Source organism: Pantoea sp. DY-15, from assembly GCF_019795935.1.
In the GTDB taxonomy this organism is placed as follows: Bacteria; Pseudomonadota; Gammaproteobacteria; order Enterobacterales; family Enterobacteriaceae; genus Pantoea; species Pantoea leporis.
Genome location: NZ_JAIMIF010000008.1, coordinates 88,509 through 104,201, shown reverse-complemented (window position 1 = coordinate 104,201; position 15,693 = coordinate 88,509). Strand labels below are relative to the sequence as shown.

Below are 15,693 nucleotides of genomic sequence, written 5' to 3'. Positions count from 1 at the left end.
ATGTCTGAATTTAATCTGATCCAGCGCCCAAGAAGGCTGCGCAAAAGCGCGTCAATGCGCGAAATGTTCCAGGAATCTCACCTCAGCATCAACGATTTGGCACTGCCGATTTTCGTTGAAGAAGGCGTGGACGATTATGTGCCCATTAACGCCATGCCGGGCGTGGTGCGTATCCCCGAGAAACGTTTAGCTTATGAGATTGAACGTATTGCCAAAGCGGGCATTCGTTCAGTGATGACCTTCGGTATTTCCCACCACACCGACGCCACCGGCAGCGATGCCTGGAATGAGAACGGTTTAGTGGCGCGTATGTCACGTATCTGCAAAGACACCGTGCCAGAAATGATCGTGATGTCTGATACCTGCTTCTGCGAATACACCAGCCACGGTCATTGCGGCGTGCTGTGCGATCACGGCGTCGATAACGACCAAACGCTGATTAACCTCGGCAAGCAAGCCGTGGTTGCGGCACAAGCCGGCGCAGACTTTATCGCTCCTTCTGCCGCGATGGATGGCCAGGTGAAAGCCATTCGCCAGGCGCTCGACGCCGCTGGCTTCACCGATACCGCCATCATGTCTTATTCGACGAAGTTCGCGTCCTCCTTCTACGGCCCGTTCCGTGAAGCCGCAGGCACCGCGCTGAAAGGCGATCGTAAGACTTACCAGATGAATCCGATGAACCGCCGTGAAGCGCTGCGCGAGTCGCTGCTTGATGAAGCGGAAGGTGCAGATTCTCTGATGGTAAAACCGGCTGGCGCTTACCTCGATATCCTGCGCGATATCCGCGAACGCACCACGCTGCCGCTCGCTGCGTACCAGGTGAGCGGTGAGTACGCGATGATCAAATTCGCCGCGCAGGCGGGTGCCATCGACGAACGTAATGTGGTTCTGGAGAGCCTTGGCGCGATTAAACGTGCCGGCGCGGATCTCATTTTCAGCTATTTTGCCCTTGATCTCGCTGAGCAAAAAGTGCTCTGATTATCGTTACGCCTGGCATCGGACATCGCATACCGTTGCCCGGCGCTTTCAGCCTTTGTGGCTTAAACACCAGTGTTTCTGTAATTCCATAATTAATAAGAGTAACGCGATGAAAGCACCTGCACTGCCTGCGGACGAGTCATATCGTCTGGCCCAGTTACGTGCGCTCAACATTCTGCACACGCCTGCCGAAGAGCGTTTCGACCGTTTAACCCGCCTTGCCCGTCGTTTGTTTGGTGTACCCGTTGCGCTGGTCAGCCTGCTGGAAGAGGACCATCAGTGGTTCAAATCCACTGCGGGTTCAAGCGATACCACCGCACCGCGCAATACCTCTTTCTGTGGCCACGCCGTGCTGCAGGATGATGTGATGGTGGTGGAAAACGCGCTTGATGACGAACGCTTCTTCGATAATCCACTGGTTAAAAATGCCGAAAATCCGGTGCGTTTCTATGCCGGTTGCCCATTGCGCACGCCGGCTGGTGCGAAAGTCGGCACCTTGTGCATTATCGATCATCATGCGCGCCAGTTCGATGCGGACGATATCCACACCTTGCGTGATTTAGCCGCAATGGCGGAAGCGGAGCTGGTGGCGTTCCAAACCGCAACGTCCGATGAACTGACGCAAATCACCAACCGCCGTGGCTTTATGACGCTCGGCCAGCTGGCGCTGAATGAGTGCCAGCTGAAGCAGTTACCGGCCAGCCTGACTTTCCTCGATCTCGATCGCTTTAAAGCCATCAACGATACGCTCGGTCATCGCGAAGGCGACCGCGCATTAATGGACTTTGCCAACGCCATGAAGGTGAGTTTTCGCCATGCGGATATCTTTGCCCGTTTGGGCGGCGACGAATTTGTGGTGCTGTTTAATGGCTTGCAGCAAGCCGATGCCGAAGGTGTGTTGGCGCGCTTTGATGGTTTCCTGCAACAGCAAACCCAGAACCTGGAGCGCCGCTACGCTCTGCACTTCTCATCGGGCATTGTTGAGTTCGATCCCGATCATCCGCAGTCGCTGGAACAGCTGCTGGAAGGTAGCGACGAACGGATGTACGCCGCTAAGAACGGGAAAAAGAAGCTGAGTTGATGTTGGTCGCCATAAATGGCGACCCTACGGTTAATTGTCAGCCAAAGCGTCAATCAATGTCTGATTAAACTTCTGCGGTTCTTCCATCTGCGGCGCGTGCCCCATGCCCGGGAATTCGATTAAGCGTGCGCCGGGAATCAGCTGCGCCACCTGCTTACCCAATACATTGTAATGCCCGAGTTTTGCTTTCACTTCCGGCGGCGCGATATCACTGCCAATCGCCGTGGTATCTGCGGTGCCAATCATCAACGTGGTCGGCACGCGTAGATCTTTAAACTCGTAATACACCGGCTGAGTGAAAATCATGTCGTAGATTAGCGCCGAGTTCCACGCCACTTTCTTGTGACCTGGCCCGCTGTTTAGCCCGGCCAGCATATCGACCCATTTGTCATACTCCGGCTTCCACTGGCCGCTGTAATATGTCTGCTGTTCATATTTCTTGATGCCCGCCGCATCCAGCTTGAGTTCACGCTGATACCACTGATCCACCGAGCGCCACGGCGCGCCTTTGGCTTTCCAGTCTTCTAAGCCGATGGGATTGACCAGCACCAGCTTCTGCGTTTGTCTGGGATACATCAGCGCATAACGCGTCGCCAGCATGCCGCCGGTCGAGTGCCCAACCATAATGGCGTTGTCGATACCCAGTTGCTGCAACAGTTGATGGGTGTTCTGTGCCAGTTGCTGGAAGGTGTATTGATAGTTAGCTGGTTTAGTTGAGCTGCAGAAGCCAATCTGATCTGGCGCGATGACGCGATACCCTTTCTGGCTCAGCGCTTTGATGGTGTCATCCCAGGTTGCGCCACAGAAGTTCTTGCCGTGCATCAACACCACGGTTTCACCGTTGGCCTGCTGCGTAGGTTTGACATCCATATAACCCATACTCAGCGCTTGCTGCTGCGAGGAGAGGTTAAAGTGCTGCAGCGGATAGGGATAGCTAAAGCCTTCGAGCTGTTCACCATACACATTGGCGGCGAGCGCCGGAGCAACAGCGCCTAATGCCACTGATGCCAGAATCACGGCAAGTGACTGTTTTGGCTTGAAACGAAAACCCATTAGGTGATTCCTCAACAGTGAAAACCTTCAGTGTGGCACGTTAATCCGCGTTAAGTATTGATGAGGTGTGCCGCCAGAAAGCACACCTTTTACTATTAAGCGCCGCGAAGCGATGAAAAATTTGAGTTAATAATAACGCCCGTTATTACGATAAATACTCAACACCATCACAACAAGAAAACCTGTAAATTCACGAAAAACAAGACCGGCCTTGATGACAAATAACAAAACAACCAAACAATCAGAAAACTTTACATTAATTGCAGATTGGAAAGATTAATTAAATTACACTCTGCCATTGTTAATGGAGGACTACGATGACACAGCAAAAATATAATGAAGGGGTAATTGATTCGGTAACCGAATGGATTATGGCTAATCTGGATCAACGTTTAACTATTGATGATATTGCACTGAAGTCTGGCTATTCAAAATGGTATCTGCAGAAACTGTTCGCCCGTTATCATAATGAAACGCTGGCACGCTTCATTCGCAAAAAGAAACTTATTCACTGTATCAATGACTTAAAAGATAGCAACGCGCCGATAATCAGCCTGGCTGTGAAATACCATTTCGAAAGTCAGCAATCCTTTACCCGCTCGTTTAAGCATGTGCTGGGTTGCACGCCGCTCTTTTGCCGCAAGCGCCAGCTCGACGATGACGCTCAACAAGCGATGCGCGAAAGCAACGATCCCTGCATGCTCTGTCGTCAGGCGGGATTTGATGCCACCGAACGTAATAAAGATATTGTTACTCCTGCGGTACGCAGCGATAAATTTATGCCACGACTCCACTGCGTAATGCGCTAATAAAGCACGACTGTTTTATTAACGCCTTTCGCACTCTTTCTAACGCCAATAGACTTATTTATGTCAACCTTACGACTTGCATCATGAATAAAACGGATGGCGCACCATCCGTTTTTCCATTTAATAGCTCGATTTATTCAGCGCGTTTATGCTCTTTTTAAAATGCGCGAGCCGATTATCCAGCGCATCGGTATACAGCATGGTATCCACGCCGACGGCAACGAAATTAGCTCCCCAAGTGATGGCGCGTTCCGCCATCTCCAGATTAACCGCCAGAAAACCGGCCGCTTTTCCTGCGCTGCGAATACGTTTAATACTGTGCTCAATGACCTTTTGCACTTCAGGATGCGCCGCATTATCGGGATAACCTAATGAGGCGGACAAATCTGCCGGACCAATAAATACTCCGTCAACGCCCTCCACTTCCAGCAACGCATCGAGATTATCAATCGCCGTTTTGCTCTCGGCCTGAATCAGCAGGCATAACTCTTCATTGGCGCGCGCCATATAATTTTCCACGCGCCCCCAACGGGCCGCCCGCGCCACGCCTGCGCCAACGCCGCGCGTGCCCAAAGGCGGATAGCGCGTCGCCTTCACCAGCGCCTGCGCCTGTTCGGCGGTATCGATCATCGGCACCAGCAAGGTGCGCGCACCGATATCCAGCACCTGCTTAATCAGCGCCGTCTGGAATTCGATTGGACGAATCACCGGCTGGCTGCGGTACGGCGCAACCGCCTGCAACTGATGATAGAGATCCTGCACGGTATTCGGTGCGTGTTCGCCATCAATCAATAACCAGTCGTAGCCGCTGGTGGCAGCAATTTCGGCCAGATACGACGATGTGCTGCTCAGCCACAAACCAATCTGCGTTTCGCCTTTGGCTAATCCGGCTTTAAAGGGATTCTTTAACGGATCCTGCATAGCTTCTCCTTAATCAATGACTTGGCTGCTGAGAGTGTGGCAACTGACGCTCCACTTTCAGGCTGAGGATAATCAGTGAACCGATGGCGGCAATCAGCGCCAGCGCCAGCAATCCAGCGGCGCTGCTGTTAAATTGCATCTCGGCATTTACGCGAATCAGCGGTGCGAGGAAACCATCTACCGCGCCAAACAAATTGACGAAGCCGATACCTGCGGCCAGCGCGGTACCTGAAAGCAGCTGCGTCGGCATGGTCCAGAACACCGGCTGCACGGCAATAAAACCCACCGCCGCGACGCTGAGCGCGATGATGGCTAACAGCGGCGAAACCAATCCGGACAAACCAATCCCGACGGCAGCCGCCAGCAAGGTGAACGCCGCCACCCGGCGACGCTCGCCGCTGCGGTCGGAATAACGCGGAATCAGCCAGGTGCCAAACAGCGCGGCCACCCACGGAATCGCAGCTACCAGCGAAGCGAGGAAACCGACTTTGGTGCCCAACAACGCTGCGACCTGAGAAGGCAGGAAGAAAATCAGGCCATAAACCGCAATCTGGATGGTCATATAGATGATGGCGAGCTGCCAGACGCGACCATTGCGCAGCGCATCACGCAGATGTGAAGTCGGTTTTTGCTGCTCTTCGCTCTCCAGCTGACGTTGCAGCGCCTGCTTCTCCTCGGCGCTGAGAAAACGCGCTTGTGCCGGCGTGTCGTCGATATAGCTGAAGGTGAAAACACCGGCCGCCACCGCCAGCAACCCTTCAATGATAAACATCCAGAACCAGCCGGGATGGCCCAGCACGCCGTGCATTTCCAGCAGTGCACCAGAAAGCGGTGAACCCAGCGTCAACGCCAGCGGCGCGCCCATATAAAACAGCCCCATCACGCTGGCGCGCTGCTGTTGCGGGAACCACAGCGAGGTCAGATAAATCATGCCGGGGAAGAAACCCGCCTCAGCGGCGCCAAGCAGGGTTCGCACCAGCAGGAATTTGGCTTCGGTATCAGCAAATGCCATCGCCGCCGACAGAAATCCCCACAGCAGCGTGGTGCCACCAATCCAGCTGCGCGCGCCAAAGCGTCGCATCAGCAAATTGGCCGGTACGCCGAGCAGCGCGTACACCACAAAGAAGATTCCAGCACCTAACGCGTAAGCTTCGTTACTCAAGCCGGTATCGAGTTGATACGCCTCTTTGGCGAAACCAATGTTGGCGCGGTCGAGAAACGCCAGCACGTAGAGCATCAACATGAAAGGAATAAGACGCGCGCGGTTCTTTTTAACCGCGCTTAACACCAGATTATCCATGGTAAACCCTCACGCAGGGCTGCGACGCGTCGCCGCAGCCGCTGCGATTAGTGTTGATAAGGACGCTTCAGTCCATCGCGATTCAGTTCCACGCCGAAGCCCGGTTTATCCAGCACCGATTGGTGCATGCGACCGTTAACCGGCACCGGTTCGTTGATCAGCAGCGGATCAAACTGCGGGCGCAGCGTGCTGCAATCCGGGCTGGTCATCAGGAATTCACTGAATGGACTGTTGGTGAAGGTGATCACCGCGTGATGCGAGTAAACCGAGGAGCCGTGCGGCACCACCAGCTGGCCGCGAGATTTCGCCAGCGCCGCCACTTCGACCAGCGTGGTCAGGCCGCCGCACCAACCGACGTCGGGCTGCAAAATATCGATGCCGGTTTCAGCCAGCGTGCGGAACGATTGCAGCGTGCCGTGATGTTCGCCGCTGGTGATCAACATGCCTTGCGGCGCTTGCTGTTTCAGCTGTGCGTAACCTTCGAACTGTTGCGGCGGCAAACACTCCTCCAGCCACTTAACGTTATAAGGCGCGCAGGCGTGGGCCAGTTTGGTGGCGAAATTGACGTCCTGACTCATCCAGCAATCGAGCATCAGCCAGAAATCCGGGCCGCAGGTTTCGCGATAGTGAGCGATGCGTGCCACCTCTTTACGAATGCCTTCATCGCCATCGTGCGGTCCCCACTGCACCGCCATTTTGCCGCCGATAAAGCCCATCTGCTGCGCCAGATCCGGACGCGCGCCGGTGGCGTAAAACTGCAGTTCATCGCGCACCGCGCCGCCCAGCAGTTTGTACACCGGCAGATCGGTGACCTTGCCGAACAGATCCCACAGCGCCAAATCGACGCACGAAATGGTGTTCATCACCAGGCCGCCCGATCCGGCGTAATACATGGTGGCGTTCATCATCTGGTCGTGAATCAGTTTGATATCGCTAACGCAGCGCCCTTCGAGGAAACGATTCAGATGCTTTTCCACGATGAAGCAGCCCATTTCGCCGCCGGTGGTAATGGCGAAACCGGTTTGACCGTTATCGGCTTCGACTTCGACTATCAGCGTGCCTAACACGTTAATGCCGAAGGATTGACGCGACTGCTCATACTGTTTGTATTTGCTCATTGGCGTGGCGACGTGGTCGTCAATCCAGTGATTGGCACCTTGATCGTGATAATCGCCGCCAGCTGCCGCTTTATCAGCGGTAGCGCCACCGGCAAAGTAGGCGCGGACAGTTTTAATTTTAGGTAGGGACATGCTCTTCTCCTGGTTACGAGGCGTGTTTTTGCGCCGGGCTACGCCAGCCCAGCAGACGGGAAATATCGCGGGCGCAGGCAATCGCCTGGCCAGCAAGGTAATCGCGTTTGTCGTCGTCAATGTCGAGTCGGGTGCCCACCAGCGAAATGGCGGCGACGAGCTGCTGGCGGGCATTGAAAATCGGCGCGGCGACGCAGCGCACGTCGGGATAATCTTCACCGTTATCAAAGCTCCAGCCCTGACGACGAATGCGTGCCAGTTCGGTGCGCAGCGCGTCGGCGTTCCGCAGCGACGTTGGCGTCACCGCCACAAAGCGCATGTCGCTGATGATGCGTTCTTGCTCTTCGGGTTGCTGCCAGGCCAGCAGACACTTGCCAATGCCCGAGCGATAGAGCGACAGGCTTTTACCTTCATGCGAGCGCACGCTGATGGTGGCGGCAGATTCGAGTTTGAGGATGTAACAGGCGTGACCACCATCGAGGATGCCGAGGTGGCACAGCAGATTGGTCTGCTGCATTAAACGTGTCAGAGGTGGACGCGCGATATCGCGGATATCCATGCGCTGCAGTGCGTGACCGGCAAACTCCACCAACCGCGTCCACAGACAATAGTTGTTGTTGCGATCGATGGTGATCAGACGCTGTTTTTTCAGTTCAGCGAACAGCAGATAGGCACTGCTTTTGGGCAGCGCCAGCGTTTCAATGATCTCGGCGGCGCTGCACGGTCCGTGCTGGGCAATAAAGTCGAGAATCGCAATGGCGCGCGTCAGTGCGGGGACAGGCGTAATTTCCAACATGCTGGACTCCAGTCTGATGATCTGGAGCGCAGTGTTGTGGTTTTACTCCCTGATAAGTGTGCGCCGCTTCAAATTACGCGGCGCTGAGCGCGTTTGGCGGCAGCGCGTGTGCGGGAATGTGAATCGCGCCGCGCTGCGAGTACAGCCGACTGTACTCGCAGCGCAGGAGCAGGAAATCTAAGAGAAAATGTACTTGATCGCTGCAATGACCATCGTGGTGGTCATCACCATGAGCAAACGCTTAATCCAGCGCATATCGGTTTTCAGCGTGGCAACATCCGCTTTGAGTTGTTTCACGTCAGCTTTTAGTTCCTCAATATCCTTAATCGCGCCAGTTAACCGAACATCCAGATCTTTAATCGCGCCAGTAAGCCGAACATCAAGCTCCCTAATTGCAGCACTAAGCCGGTCATCCTGCTCTTTAATCGCACCAGTAAGCCGTAGATCAAGCTCTTTGATCGTGCCATTAAGTCGCTCATCCTGCTCTTTAATCGCGCCGGTAAGTCGAACATCCAGTTCTTTAATGCTCCCTGTAATTCCTTCTCCGGCCTTCATTAAATCAGCACGAGATAACGCATTATCCTGCTGCATCTCGGCAAAGATCTCGACCATGGCTTCGGCCTGTTGATCGCTGACGCCGGCCAGCTGCAATGCTTTAAAGGCTTTGTGTGTGTTCATCATCGCGAGTGTCATCCGTGAAGCTCATGAGTTGATGTGGGGCGTATGCCAACATCATGCTCAGCGAGCGATTATTGCACCATGTGACTGTTTGTATTTTGCGCGACGCTGCGAAAAATATCAATTAGTACAACAAGTAACGTGCATGCGGATGCGAGACATCTCGCAAAATTAGCGTCAGGATCTGCCGCGAAAAGTTTTGCGATATTGCAGCGGAGAAGTGTTGAGTTGCTTCTTAAAATGACGGCGCAGCATCAGCGGCGAGGAGAAGCCGGCTTTCTCAGCAATCAGTTCTACCGGTTGATCGGTCTTCTCGAGAAAACGCTGTGCCAGTGCCAGCCGCTGATTGACTAACCACTCGCTGAAGCAGCCGCCGGTGGTTTGGGTGAAGCGTCGGGTAAAACTGCGGCGGCTCATCAAGGCTTTATCCGCCAGTTGCTCGAGTGTGAGCGCCTGCTGCAGATTTTCTGTCGCCCAGCTCAGCGCCGACATAAAGCGATCGTTGCCCGCCGAATGATAAACCGGCTGTTCAATATATTGCGCCTGCCCGCCCTGCCGATGCGGCGGCACCACCAGCATACGCGCCACGCTATTCGCCACATCGACACCACACTGCTCGCGCACCAGATGCAGGCAGCAATCAATGCTCGCCGCCGTCCCTGCCGAGGTGACGATCTGCCCTTCGTCGATATACAGCACGTCGCGGTCAATCGCCACATCCGGATAGAGGCGTTCGAAATCCGCCATCCAGCGCCAGTGCGTGGTGGCGCGGCGCTGGCTTAATAATCCGGCGGCACCCAACACGAAGGCGCCAAGGCACAATCCCACCACCTGCGCGCCGCTCTGCGCCGCCTGCTGCAAGGCCTGCAGTAACTCTGCCGGCGGCTGCACGCCAGGATCGCTCCAGCTTGGCACCACCACCATATCGACATCGACCAGTTGCTCCAAGCCGTGCTCGGCAAGAATGGAAAAGCCGCTGTTGGTTTTTAACGGTCCGGGATGCGTCGCGCAGATCATCAGCTGATAGCACAACGCGCCGTCGTCCCGAGCGGCTTTTTCAAACACCGCGCAGGGCACAGAAAGGTGGAAGGGAATGATGTCATCGAACACCACGATACCCACTTTGATGGGCGCTGCCGTGCCTGGCATTTTTGGCGCAAATTGAACGTTATTTGTCATCCGTTGTACTCCTTCACTGACGGCGAAATCGCCATACTGCACCACATCGGAGGCCGCGCTGGCCTCTTCTATCCGCTAAACCATCAAAGGATTATTACTCATGAAAAACATTTTCGCTTCAGGAACCTTAGCGCTGGCCATGGCGATTTCTGGCAATGCGTTCGCCGCCGAGACCAAGTCAGAAAAAGCACCAACCATCCGTACTATGAGCGGCACCACCGCCACCACTGCACTTATCGCAAAGCAGACTGCGGTGATTGTCATCGATATCCAGAACGAATATTTCCCTGGCGGCAAGATGCCGATTCCCGATGGCATGCAGGCGCTGAACAACAGCAAACGTATTGTTGAGTTCGCGCATAAAAACAACATGCCGGTATTCTTTGTGCAACATCTGGGTGAAGCCAATGGCCCGCTGTTTGCCAAAGGCAGCCGTTTTGCCGAGTTCCACAAAGATTTGCAGCCTGCTAAAGGTGACCGCGTGATCAGCAAAGCCACGCCAAGTTCGTTTGTCGGCACAGACCTGCAGAAACAGCTGGATTCGCTGGGCATCAAACAGATGATTGTCACCGGCCTGATGACCCACATGTGCGTGTCATCCACCGCACGTGACGCCGTGCCGCTGGGTTATTCGGTGATCATTCCGGAAGATGCCACCGCCACGCGTGACCTTGCAACCTGGGATAACAACGTGGTCGATCACAAAGTGCTGCAGCAAGCCGCGCTGGCGGGTGTAGCCGATGTGTTCGCGGAAATCAAAACCACCGATCAGGTACTTGCGCTGCCAGTGCAATAATCACTGAACCGGCTGGCCCGGTAGCAATTTCTCAGACATCAAACGGCGGCAGGAGAGACTTTCCTGCCGCGCTTGCTGCTGCTGTTGCGGTGACAAATCCTGCCAAACCGTTTGCAGATGCTCCGCCAGACCTTGCTGGAAATGCACCTTCTGCAACGCGTAATCGGAATTACTGCCTTCAATAATCTGCTGCATATCTTGCGGAGCATTGCCGCGTCCATCGTGAGTGAGCGTACAGAACATGGCGATGTAATAGCCTTTGTCCTCATCGCTGTAGTGCGGCATCAGCCACCAAACCGCGGCACTGATGACGATCAGCAACGGCACAAGGAATTTGAGTTTTAACATCAATGGGTTCATCCGCTGGAAAAAGGAAACGCGCGATAGTAGCAGCATTGGGCCGGTTGCACATATTTTGCCGGTCGCGTCCACAACGTTACCGATTAACTGTGATCAACTTCTGAGCAATTCATTTTACCCGCCAAAACAAGACAGGTCTTAAACGGCACTACTAACGGGTCACTATAAGTTGCCGAACTTTTAGCGATTTAGACAAGAGACTATGAAACCGACTCAGTTGGTGCTGGCTATCGGAGCACTCTGTAGCCATCAAACCTTGCATGCTCAAGAGACTCGAGCCGCTTCTTCAGATCATTCTCCGTCAACAGCAAGCCTTATTCACCACCCTAACGACAACGCGTTTACTCATCATCTACCCGAACATCTGAATGACGATTCGATAATTCATAGCGCCAGACATACTGCCGCTGACAGCATAAAAATGGTCGGGAAATTTTTCGCCCGCAACAGTTGGTATGATGATTTTAATCCGGCGGCAAATCGTCCGCCTTTGCAAGGTAAGCTGGTGGGGAACAGACCGCATCTGTTTTGGTTTTACCGGCTGCAGAGTTCACTGATTGCTCCTCTTCCACCCGATCCCGAACTGATCGATCCCGAACTCGACGGCAATCCACCGCCGCCCGTTTTGCCGCGACCAAGACCACAAATCCCGGCGTATGCCGCCCTGCCTGCCGCGCTGTTTGGCATGGACGAAAATCTGCAAGCGGGTTTTATCGATGATGCGCAACTGGCTGGGAAAGAGGGTCGTCCTAATCTGTTCATTTCAGGCTTTCACCTTCAGGAGCGCTATCACAGCGAGGCGAATCACAATCAAAGTGAAAACCGCTACGACGGCTGGCTGGTCGGCCTACGTGGCTTGCTGACGGAAGATGAACAGCGGCAACTGGCGCTGAGTGTGGCAATTAACCAAGGCCGGTTTACGTTTGAACCCACTTCACCCAATGGCAGTTGCCAGGGTCAGTTCGATACACAAGGGATTCATGCTCTGCTGAGCTGGCAACAGCCGCGCGGCTTACAGCTGGCGCTGCCGCTGGGTATTAGCCAATATCGCGGCGATATAAACAGTGATGAGCAGGAGAATGTGGCGCAGGTAAAAGCCCGCAGCGCGAACCTGGGCATTGAGGTTGGCTGGCGCTGGCAGCACAGTGCGCATGCATTCACGCCTGTGTTGGCAGCAACTGCGCATTGGGCTCGCATCAAAGATATTCATGATAACGACAATCTACGTATTCGTTATTCCCAGCAAAGGCAGCTGCAATCGTCCGGTGGTTTGAAATATGAATTCAGTCCAACAGATAACCTGAAATTAGGCGCTGAAACCCGCTATGTGCAGTACAGCGGCCATGCGGGCCATGTTGCGGTGAATAAAGATAATCTGCGCACCGGACGCGGTGGCGAACATCTGCAATTAAGCGGCTACGTTGCATGGCAACTGACAGACAATGTTCAGCTTAATAGTCAGATTAAACGGCAACATCGCCTTGGTCAGGAAGGGGCCAGCAACTGGCAAACTCAGCTGGGCGTACAGATTGCCTTTTAGAGCGCCTGCGCGCACGCCCATGCCGAGCTCCACGCCCACTGGAAGTTATAGCCGCCCAACCAGCCGGTAACGTCCACCACTTCGCCGATAAAGAAAAGTCCCGGCACATCGCGCGCTTCCATGGTTTTCGACGACAGCTGGGTGGTATCGACGCCGCCCAGCGTCACTTCGGCGGTGCGATAACCTTCGGTGCCGTTCGGCTGCACGCGCCATTGATGCAGCGTGCTGACCAGTTCGCCCTGCTGCTTGCTGTTCAGCTGCTTTAGCGTGACGTCGGGAATCTGCTTCAGCTCCTGCAGCACTTCCACCAACCGTTTTGGCAGAATTTTCGCCAGGCTGTTTTTCAGGCTGAGATTGGGATGCGCTTCGCGCTGCACATGAATGAAATCATCCAGCGAGGTGGCGGGTGATAAATCAATGGTGACGAATTCGCCTGGCTGCCAATAACTGGAGATTTGCAGTACGGCGGGACCCGATAAGCCGCGATGGGTAAACAGCATCGCTTCTTTAAATAAGGTGCCATCCTGCGCGGTGATGGTAGTAGGCAGCGCCACGCCCGACAGCGTGTTGAGCTGTTCCAGCAGCGGTTTATGCAGGGTGAACGGCACCAATGCCGCACGCGTCGGGAACACTTTCAGGCCGAACTGCTCCGCCACTTTGTAGCCAAACGGCGTGGCGCCGAGGCCTGGCATCGAGAGCCCGCCGCTGGCGATCACCAGTTTTTCTGCCTGCACCGATGTGCCGTTCAGCTGCAAGGTATAACCGTTATCGTCGCGCTCAACGCTCAGCACTTCACTGCGCAGGCGCAGCGTCACCTGCCCGGCATCACACTCTTTCAACAGCAGATCGACAATCTGCTGTGCGGAGTCATCGCAGAATAATTGCCCGAGCGTTTTCTCGTGATACGCAATGCCGTGGCGATTGACCAGATCGATGAAATCCCATTGGTTGTAGCGCGCCAGCGCCGATTTGCAGAAATGCGGATTATGCGACAGATACGCCGCCGGTTCGGTGTGCATGTTGGTGAAGTTGCAGCGACCGCCGCCCGACATCAAAATCTTGCGACCGGCTTTTTTGCCGTTATCCAGCAGCAATACGCGGCGACCCAATTGTCCCGCCTGCGCCGCACAGAACATGCCGGCTGCGCCTGCACCAATAATGATAACGTCAAACTTTTCCACTGCTTTTATCCGCCTTGCCCGAAAGGCGCTGATTGTAGGGATTTGCGGCTTTTAGCGCCAGCTTCAAAAAAATGCCGTAAATGTGTCATAATGTAACCTACTAATTTTAAGCTGTTTTCAGCTAAATCTATACGCTGCATTACAATTTTAAGACAATAAAGAGCTATATTTTTCTTTCATATCGCGCACGTTGTCGCAGATAATGCGCCGCGTTCATGTCCTCCCAAAATGGCGTAACGTTTATGCTACATCTGTTTGCTGGTCTCGACCTCAGTACCAGCCTGTTACTGATTCTTGCTCTGCTGTTTGTATTGTTTTACGAAGCAATCAACGGTTTTCACGACACTGCTAACGCGGTCGCGACTGTCATTTATACCCGTGCGATGCGGGCGCAACTGGCGGTTGTCATGGCGGGTGTTTTCAACTTCTTAGGTGTTTTGCTTGGTGGATTGAGCGTGGCGTATGCCATCGTTCACATGCTTCCGACCGATTTACTGTTGAATGTCGGTTCGGCCCACGGACTCGCCATGGTCTTCTCCATGCTGCTGGCCGCGATTATCTGGAACCTTGGCACCTGGTATTTGGGTTTGCCGGCGTCCAGTTCTCACACATTGATTGGCGCCATCATCGGTATTGGTCTCACCAACGCCCTGATGACCGGCACCTCGGTGGTTGACGCGCTCAACCTGCCGAAAGTCATCAATATCTTCATGTCCCTGATTCTTTCGCCGATTGTAGGTCTGGTGATTGCAGGCGGTCTGATCTTTATCCTGCGTCGCTACTGGAGCGGAACCACCAAGCGTTCACGCATCCACATGACGCCTGCTGACCGTGAAAAGATTGATGGCAAGAAAAAGCCCCCGTTCTGGACGCGCATTGCCCTGATCGTTTCCGCGATTGGCGTGAGCTACTCACACGGCGCTAACGATGGTCAGAAAGGCATTGGCCTGATTATGCTGGTGCTGATCGGCGTTGCGCCGGCTGGTTTTGTGGTGAACCTGAATGCGTCGGGTTATGACATCACCCGCACGCGCGATGCCGTAAACCATCTGGAGCAGTATTATCAGCAGCACAACGAATCACTGACGCACATGGTGCAGATGGCGCCGCCTGTGGTGCCAACGCCAGATGAATCGCTTGGCGGTCCGCAGGAGTTCCATTGCGACAGCAGCCGTGCGCTGCAGGCTATCGATCGTGCGCAGCTGCTGCTGAACAATCTGCAGAGCTACGATCAGCTGACGGTTGATCAACGCAGCCAGATGCGTCGCCTGCTGCTGTGCGTTTCCGATACCGTAGATAAAGTGGCCAAGCTGCCGGAAACCAGCGCGGACGATAAGCGCTTCCTCAACAAGCTGAAAAGCGATTTGCTGGGCACCGTTGAGTACGCACCGATCTGGATTATTGTGGCTGTGGCGCTGGCGCTCGGCATCGGCACCATGATTGGCTGGCGTCGTGTTGCCACCACCATTGGTGAGAAAATCGGTAAGAAAGGCATGACGTATGCGCAAGGGATGTCGGCGCAGGTGACGGCCGCAGTATCGATTGGCGTGGCCAGTTACACCGGTATGCCCGTTTCTACCACGCACATTCTGTCGTCGTCGGTGGCCGGTACTATGCTGGTCGATGGCGGTGGATTGCAGAGTCGCACCATCAAAAATATCGCTATGGCGTGGGTGTTCACCTTGCCGGTGTGTATTTTGCTGTCGGGTTCGCTCTACTGGATTGCACTGAAACTGATCTAAGCAAAGCGCAGAAATATTCGAGGGCGACG

At 54.5% G+C, this 15,693-nt stretch carries 15 protein-coding genes; 6 read left to right on the top strand and 9 right to left on the bottom strand.

From position 1 onward, the window contains the following. A complete protein-coding gene (hemB, locus tag K5Y32_RS23220; protein ID WP_101762712.1) occupies positions 1-978 on the top strand; it encodes a porphobilinogen synthase in 978 nt (325 codons plus the stop codon). A gap of 109 nt (positions 979-1,087) precedes the next feature. Then, on the top strand, positions 1,088-2,059 hold the full coding sequence (locus K5Y32_RS23215; protein ID WP_192236953.1) for a diguanylate cyclase: 972 nt from the start codon (positions 1,088-1,090) through the stop codon (positions 2,057-2,059). A 30-nt stretch (positions 2,060-2,089) separates the two neighbouring features. Here K5Y32_RS23215 and K5Y32_RS23210 read toward each other — a convergent pair whose 3' ends face one another. Then, positions 2,090-3,112 (bottom strand): alpha/beta fold hydrolase, encoded by a 1,023-nt coding sequence (locus tag K5Y32_RS23210; protein ID WP_222186005.1) that lies wholly within the window; start codon positions 3,110-3,112, stop codon positions 2,090-2,092. Between the two features lie 317 nt (positions 3,113-3,429). Between K5Y32_RS23210 and K5Y32_RS23205 the strand changes: the two genes are divergently transcribed. Beyond that, positions 3,430-3,921, top strand: a complete 492-nt coding sequence (locus tag K5Y32_RS23205) for a helix-turn-helix domain-containing protein (protein WP_222186004.1) — start codon at positions 3,430-3,432, stop codon at positions 3,919-3,921. A 120-nt stretch (positions 3,922-4,041) separates the two neighbouring features. Here the strand turns inward: K5Y32_RS23205 and yfaU are convergent, their stop codons facing one another. The 6 genes from yfaU to K5Y32_RS23175 all read right to left on the bottom strand — a co-directional run bounded on the left by yfaU (position 4,042) and on the right by K5Y32_RS23175 (position 10,045). Then, positions 4,042-4,842 (bottom strand): 2-keto-3-deoxy-L-rhamnonate aldolase, encoded by an 801-nt coding sequence (yfaU, locus tag K5Y32_RS23200; protein ID WP_222186003.1) that lies wholly within the window; start codon positions 4,840-4,842, stop codon positions 4,042-4,044. 13 nt (positions 4,843-4,855) lie between these two features. Further along, on the bottom strand, positions 4,856-6,142 hold the full coding sequence (locus K5Y32_RS23195; protein WP_222186002.1) for an MFS transporter: 1,287 nt from the start codon (positions 6,140-6,142) through the stop codon (positions 4,856-4,858). A gap of 47 nt (positions 6,143-6,189) precedes the next feature. Beyond that, positions 6,190-7,392 carry an L-rhamnonate dehydratase gene (rhmD, locus tag K5Y32_RS23190; RefSeq protein ID WP_222186001.1) on the bottom strand — a complete coding sequence of 401 codons (1,203 nt, stop codon included), beginning with the start codon at positions 7,390-7,392 and terminating at the stop codon, positions 6,190-6,192. A 13-nt stretch (positions 7,393-7,405) separates the two neighbouring features. Then, entirely contained in the window at positions 7,406-8,188 is a 783-nt protein-coding gene (locus tag K5Y32_RS23185) for an IclR family transcriptional regulator (protein WP_222186000.1), read from the bottom strand. 177 nt (positions 8,189-8,365) lie between these two features. Continuing rightward, the gene (locus K5Y32_RS23180) at positions 8,366-8,881 is read right to left on the bottom strand and encodes a CCDC90 family protein (RefSeq protein ID WP_222185999.1); all 516 of its coding nucleotides are present in this window, start codon (positions 8,879-8,881) and stop codon (positions 8,366-8,368) included. A gap of 162 nt (positions 8,882-9,043) precedes the next feature. Continuing rightward, positions 9,044-10,045, bottom strand: coding sequence for a GlxA family transcriptional regulator (locus K5Y32_RS23175; RefSeq protein ID WP_222185998.1), 1,002 nt, complete (start codon positions 10,043-10,045; stop codon positions 9,044-9,046). A gap of 100 nt (positions 10,046-10,145) precedes the next feature. Between K5Y32_RS23175 and K5Y32_RS23170 the strand changes: the two genes are divergently transcribed. Further along, positions 10,146-10,841: a cysteine hydrolase family protein gene (locus tag K5Y32_RS23170; protein ID WP_222185997.1), complete on the top strand. Its 696-nt coding sequence runs from the start codon at positions 10,146-10,148 to the stop codon at positions 10,839-10,841. Here K5Y32_RS23170 and K5Y32_RS23165 read toward each other — a convergent pair whose 3' ends face one another. Beyond that, positions 10,842-11,189: a hypothetical protein gene (locus K5Y32_RS23165; RefSeq protein ID WP_176972607.1), complete on the bottom strand. Its 348-nt coding sequence runs from the start codon at positions 11,187-11,189 to the stop codon at positions 10,842-10,844. A gap of 517 nt (positions 11,190-11,706) precedes the next feature. Between K5Y32_RS23165 and K5Y32_RS23160 the strand changes: the two genes are divergently transcribed. Next, positions 11,707-12,741: an autotransporter outer membrane beta-barrel domain-containing protein gene (locus K5Y32_RS23160; protein ID WP_222185996.1), complete on the top strand. Its 1,035-nt coding sequence runs from the start codon at positions 11,707-11,709 to the stop codon at positions 12,739-12,741. Here K5Y32_RS23160 and K5Y32_RS23155 read toward each other — a convergent pair. Then, positions 12,738-13,922 carry an NAD(P)/FAD-dependent oxidoreductase gene (locus tag K5Y32_RS23155; protein WP_137386694.1) on the bottom strand — a complete coding sequence of 395 codons (1,185 nt, stop codon included), beginning with the start codon at positions 13,920-13,922 and terminating at the stop codon, positions 12,738-12,740. The genes K5Y32_RS23160 and K5Y32_RS23155 overlap by 4 nt on opposite strands. A 242-nt stretch (positions 13,923-14,164) precedes the next feature. On the opposite strand from K5Y32_RS23155, the gene pitA reads away from it, so the two are divergent. Then, complete coding sequence (gene pitA, locus K5Y32_RS23150; protein WP_137386695.1) at positions 14,165-15,664, top strand: inorganic phosphate transporter PitA; 1,500 nt, start codon at positions 14,165-14,167, stop codon at positions 15,662-15,664. Positions 15,665-15,693: the final 29 nt, after the last annotated feature.

Coding starts and splice junctions, on each gene's coding strand:
- K5Y32_RS23170 (WP_222185997.1), top strand. CDS start 10,146: ATGAAAAACATTTTCGCTTCAGGAACCTTAGCGCTGGCCATGGCGATT.
- pitA (WP_137386695.1), top strand. CDS start 14,165: ATGCTACATCTGTTTGCTGGTCTCGACCTCAGTACCAGCCTGTTACTG.
- K5Y32_RS23195 (WP_222186002.1), bottom strand. CDS start 6,142: ATGGATAATCTGGTGTTAAGCGCGGTTAAAAAGAACCGCGCGCGTCTT.
- K5Y32_RS23210 (WP_222186005.1), bottom strand. CDS start 3,112: ATGGGTTTTCGTTTCAAGCCAAAACAGTCACTTGCCGTGATTCTGGCA.
- rhmD (WP_222186001.1), bottom strand. CDS start 7,392: ATGTCCCTACCTAAAATTAAAACTGTCCGCGCCTACTTTGCCGGTGGC.
- K5Y32_RS23215 (WP_192236953.1), top strand. CDS start 1,088: ATGAAAGCACCTGCACTGCCTGCGGACGAGTCATATCGTCTGGCCCAG.
- K5Y32_RS23175 (WP_222185998.1), bottom strand. CDS start 10,045: ATGACAAATAACGTTCAATTTGCGCCAAAAATGCCAGGCACGGCAGCG.
- K5Y32_RS23205 (WP_222186004.1), top strand. CDS start 3,430: ATGACACAGCAAAAATATAATGAAGGGGTAATTGATTCGGTAACCGAA.
- yfaU (WP_222186003.1), bottom strand. CDS start 4,842: ATGCAGGATCCGTTAAAGAATCCCTTTAAAGCCGGATTAGCCAAAGGC.
- hemB (WP_101762712.1), top strand. CDS start 1: ATGTCTGAATTTAATCTGATCCAGCGCCCAAGAAGGCTGCGCAAAAGC.
- K5Y32_RS23185 (WP_222186000.1), bottom strand. CDS start 8,188: ATGTTGGAAATTACGCCTGTCCCCGCACTGACGCGCGCCATTGCGATT.
- K5Y32_RS23180 (WP_222185999.1), bottom strand. CDS start 8,881: ATGACACTCGCGATGATGAACACACACAAAGCCTTTAAAGCATTGCAG.
- K5Y32_RS23165 (WP_176972607.1), bottom strand. CDS start 11,189: ATGTTAAAACTCAAATTCCTTGTGCCGTTGCTGATCGTCATCAGTGCC.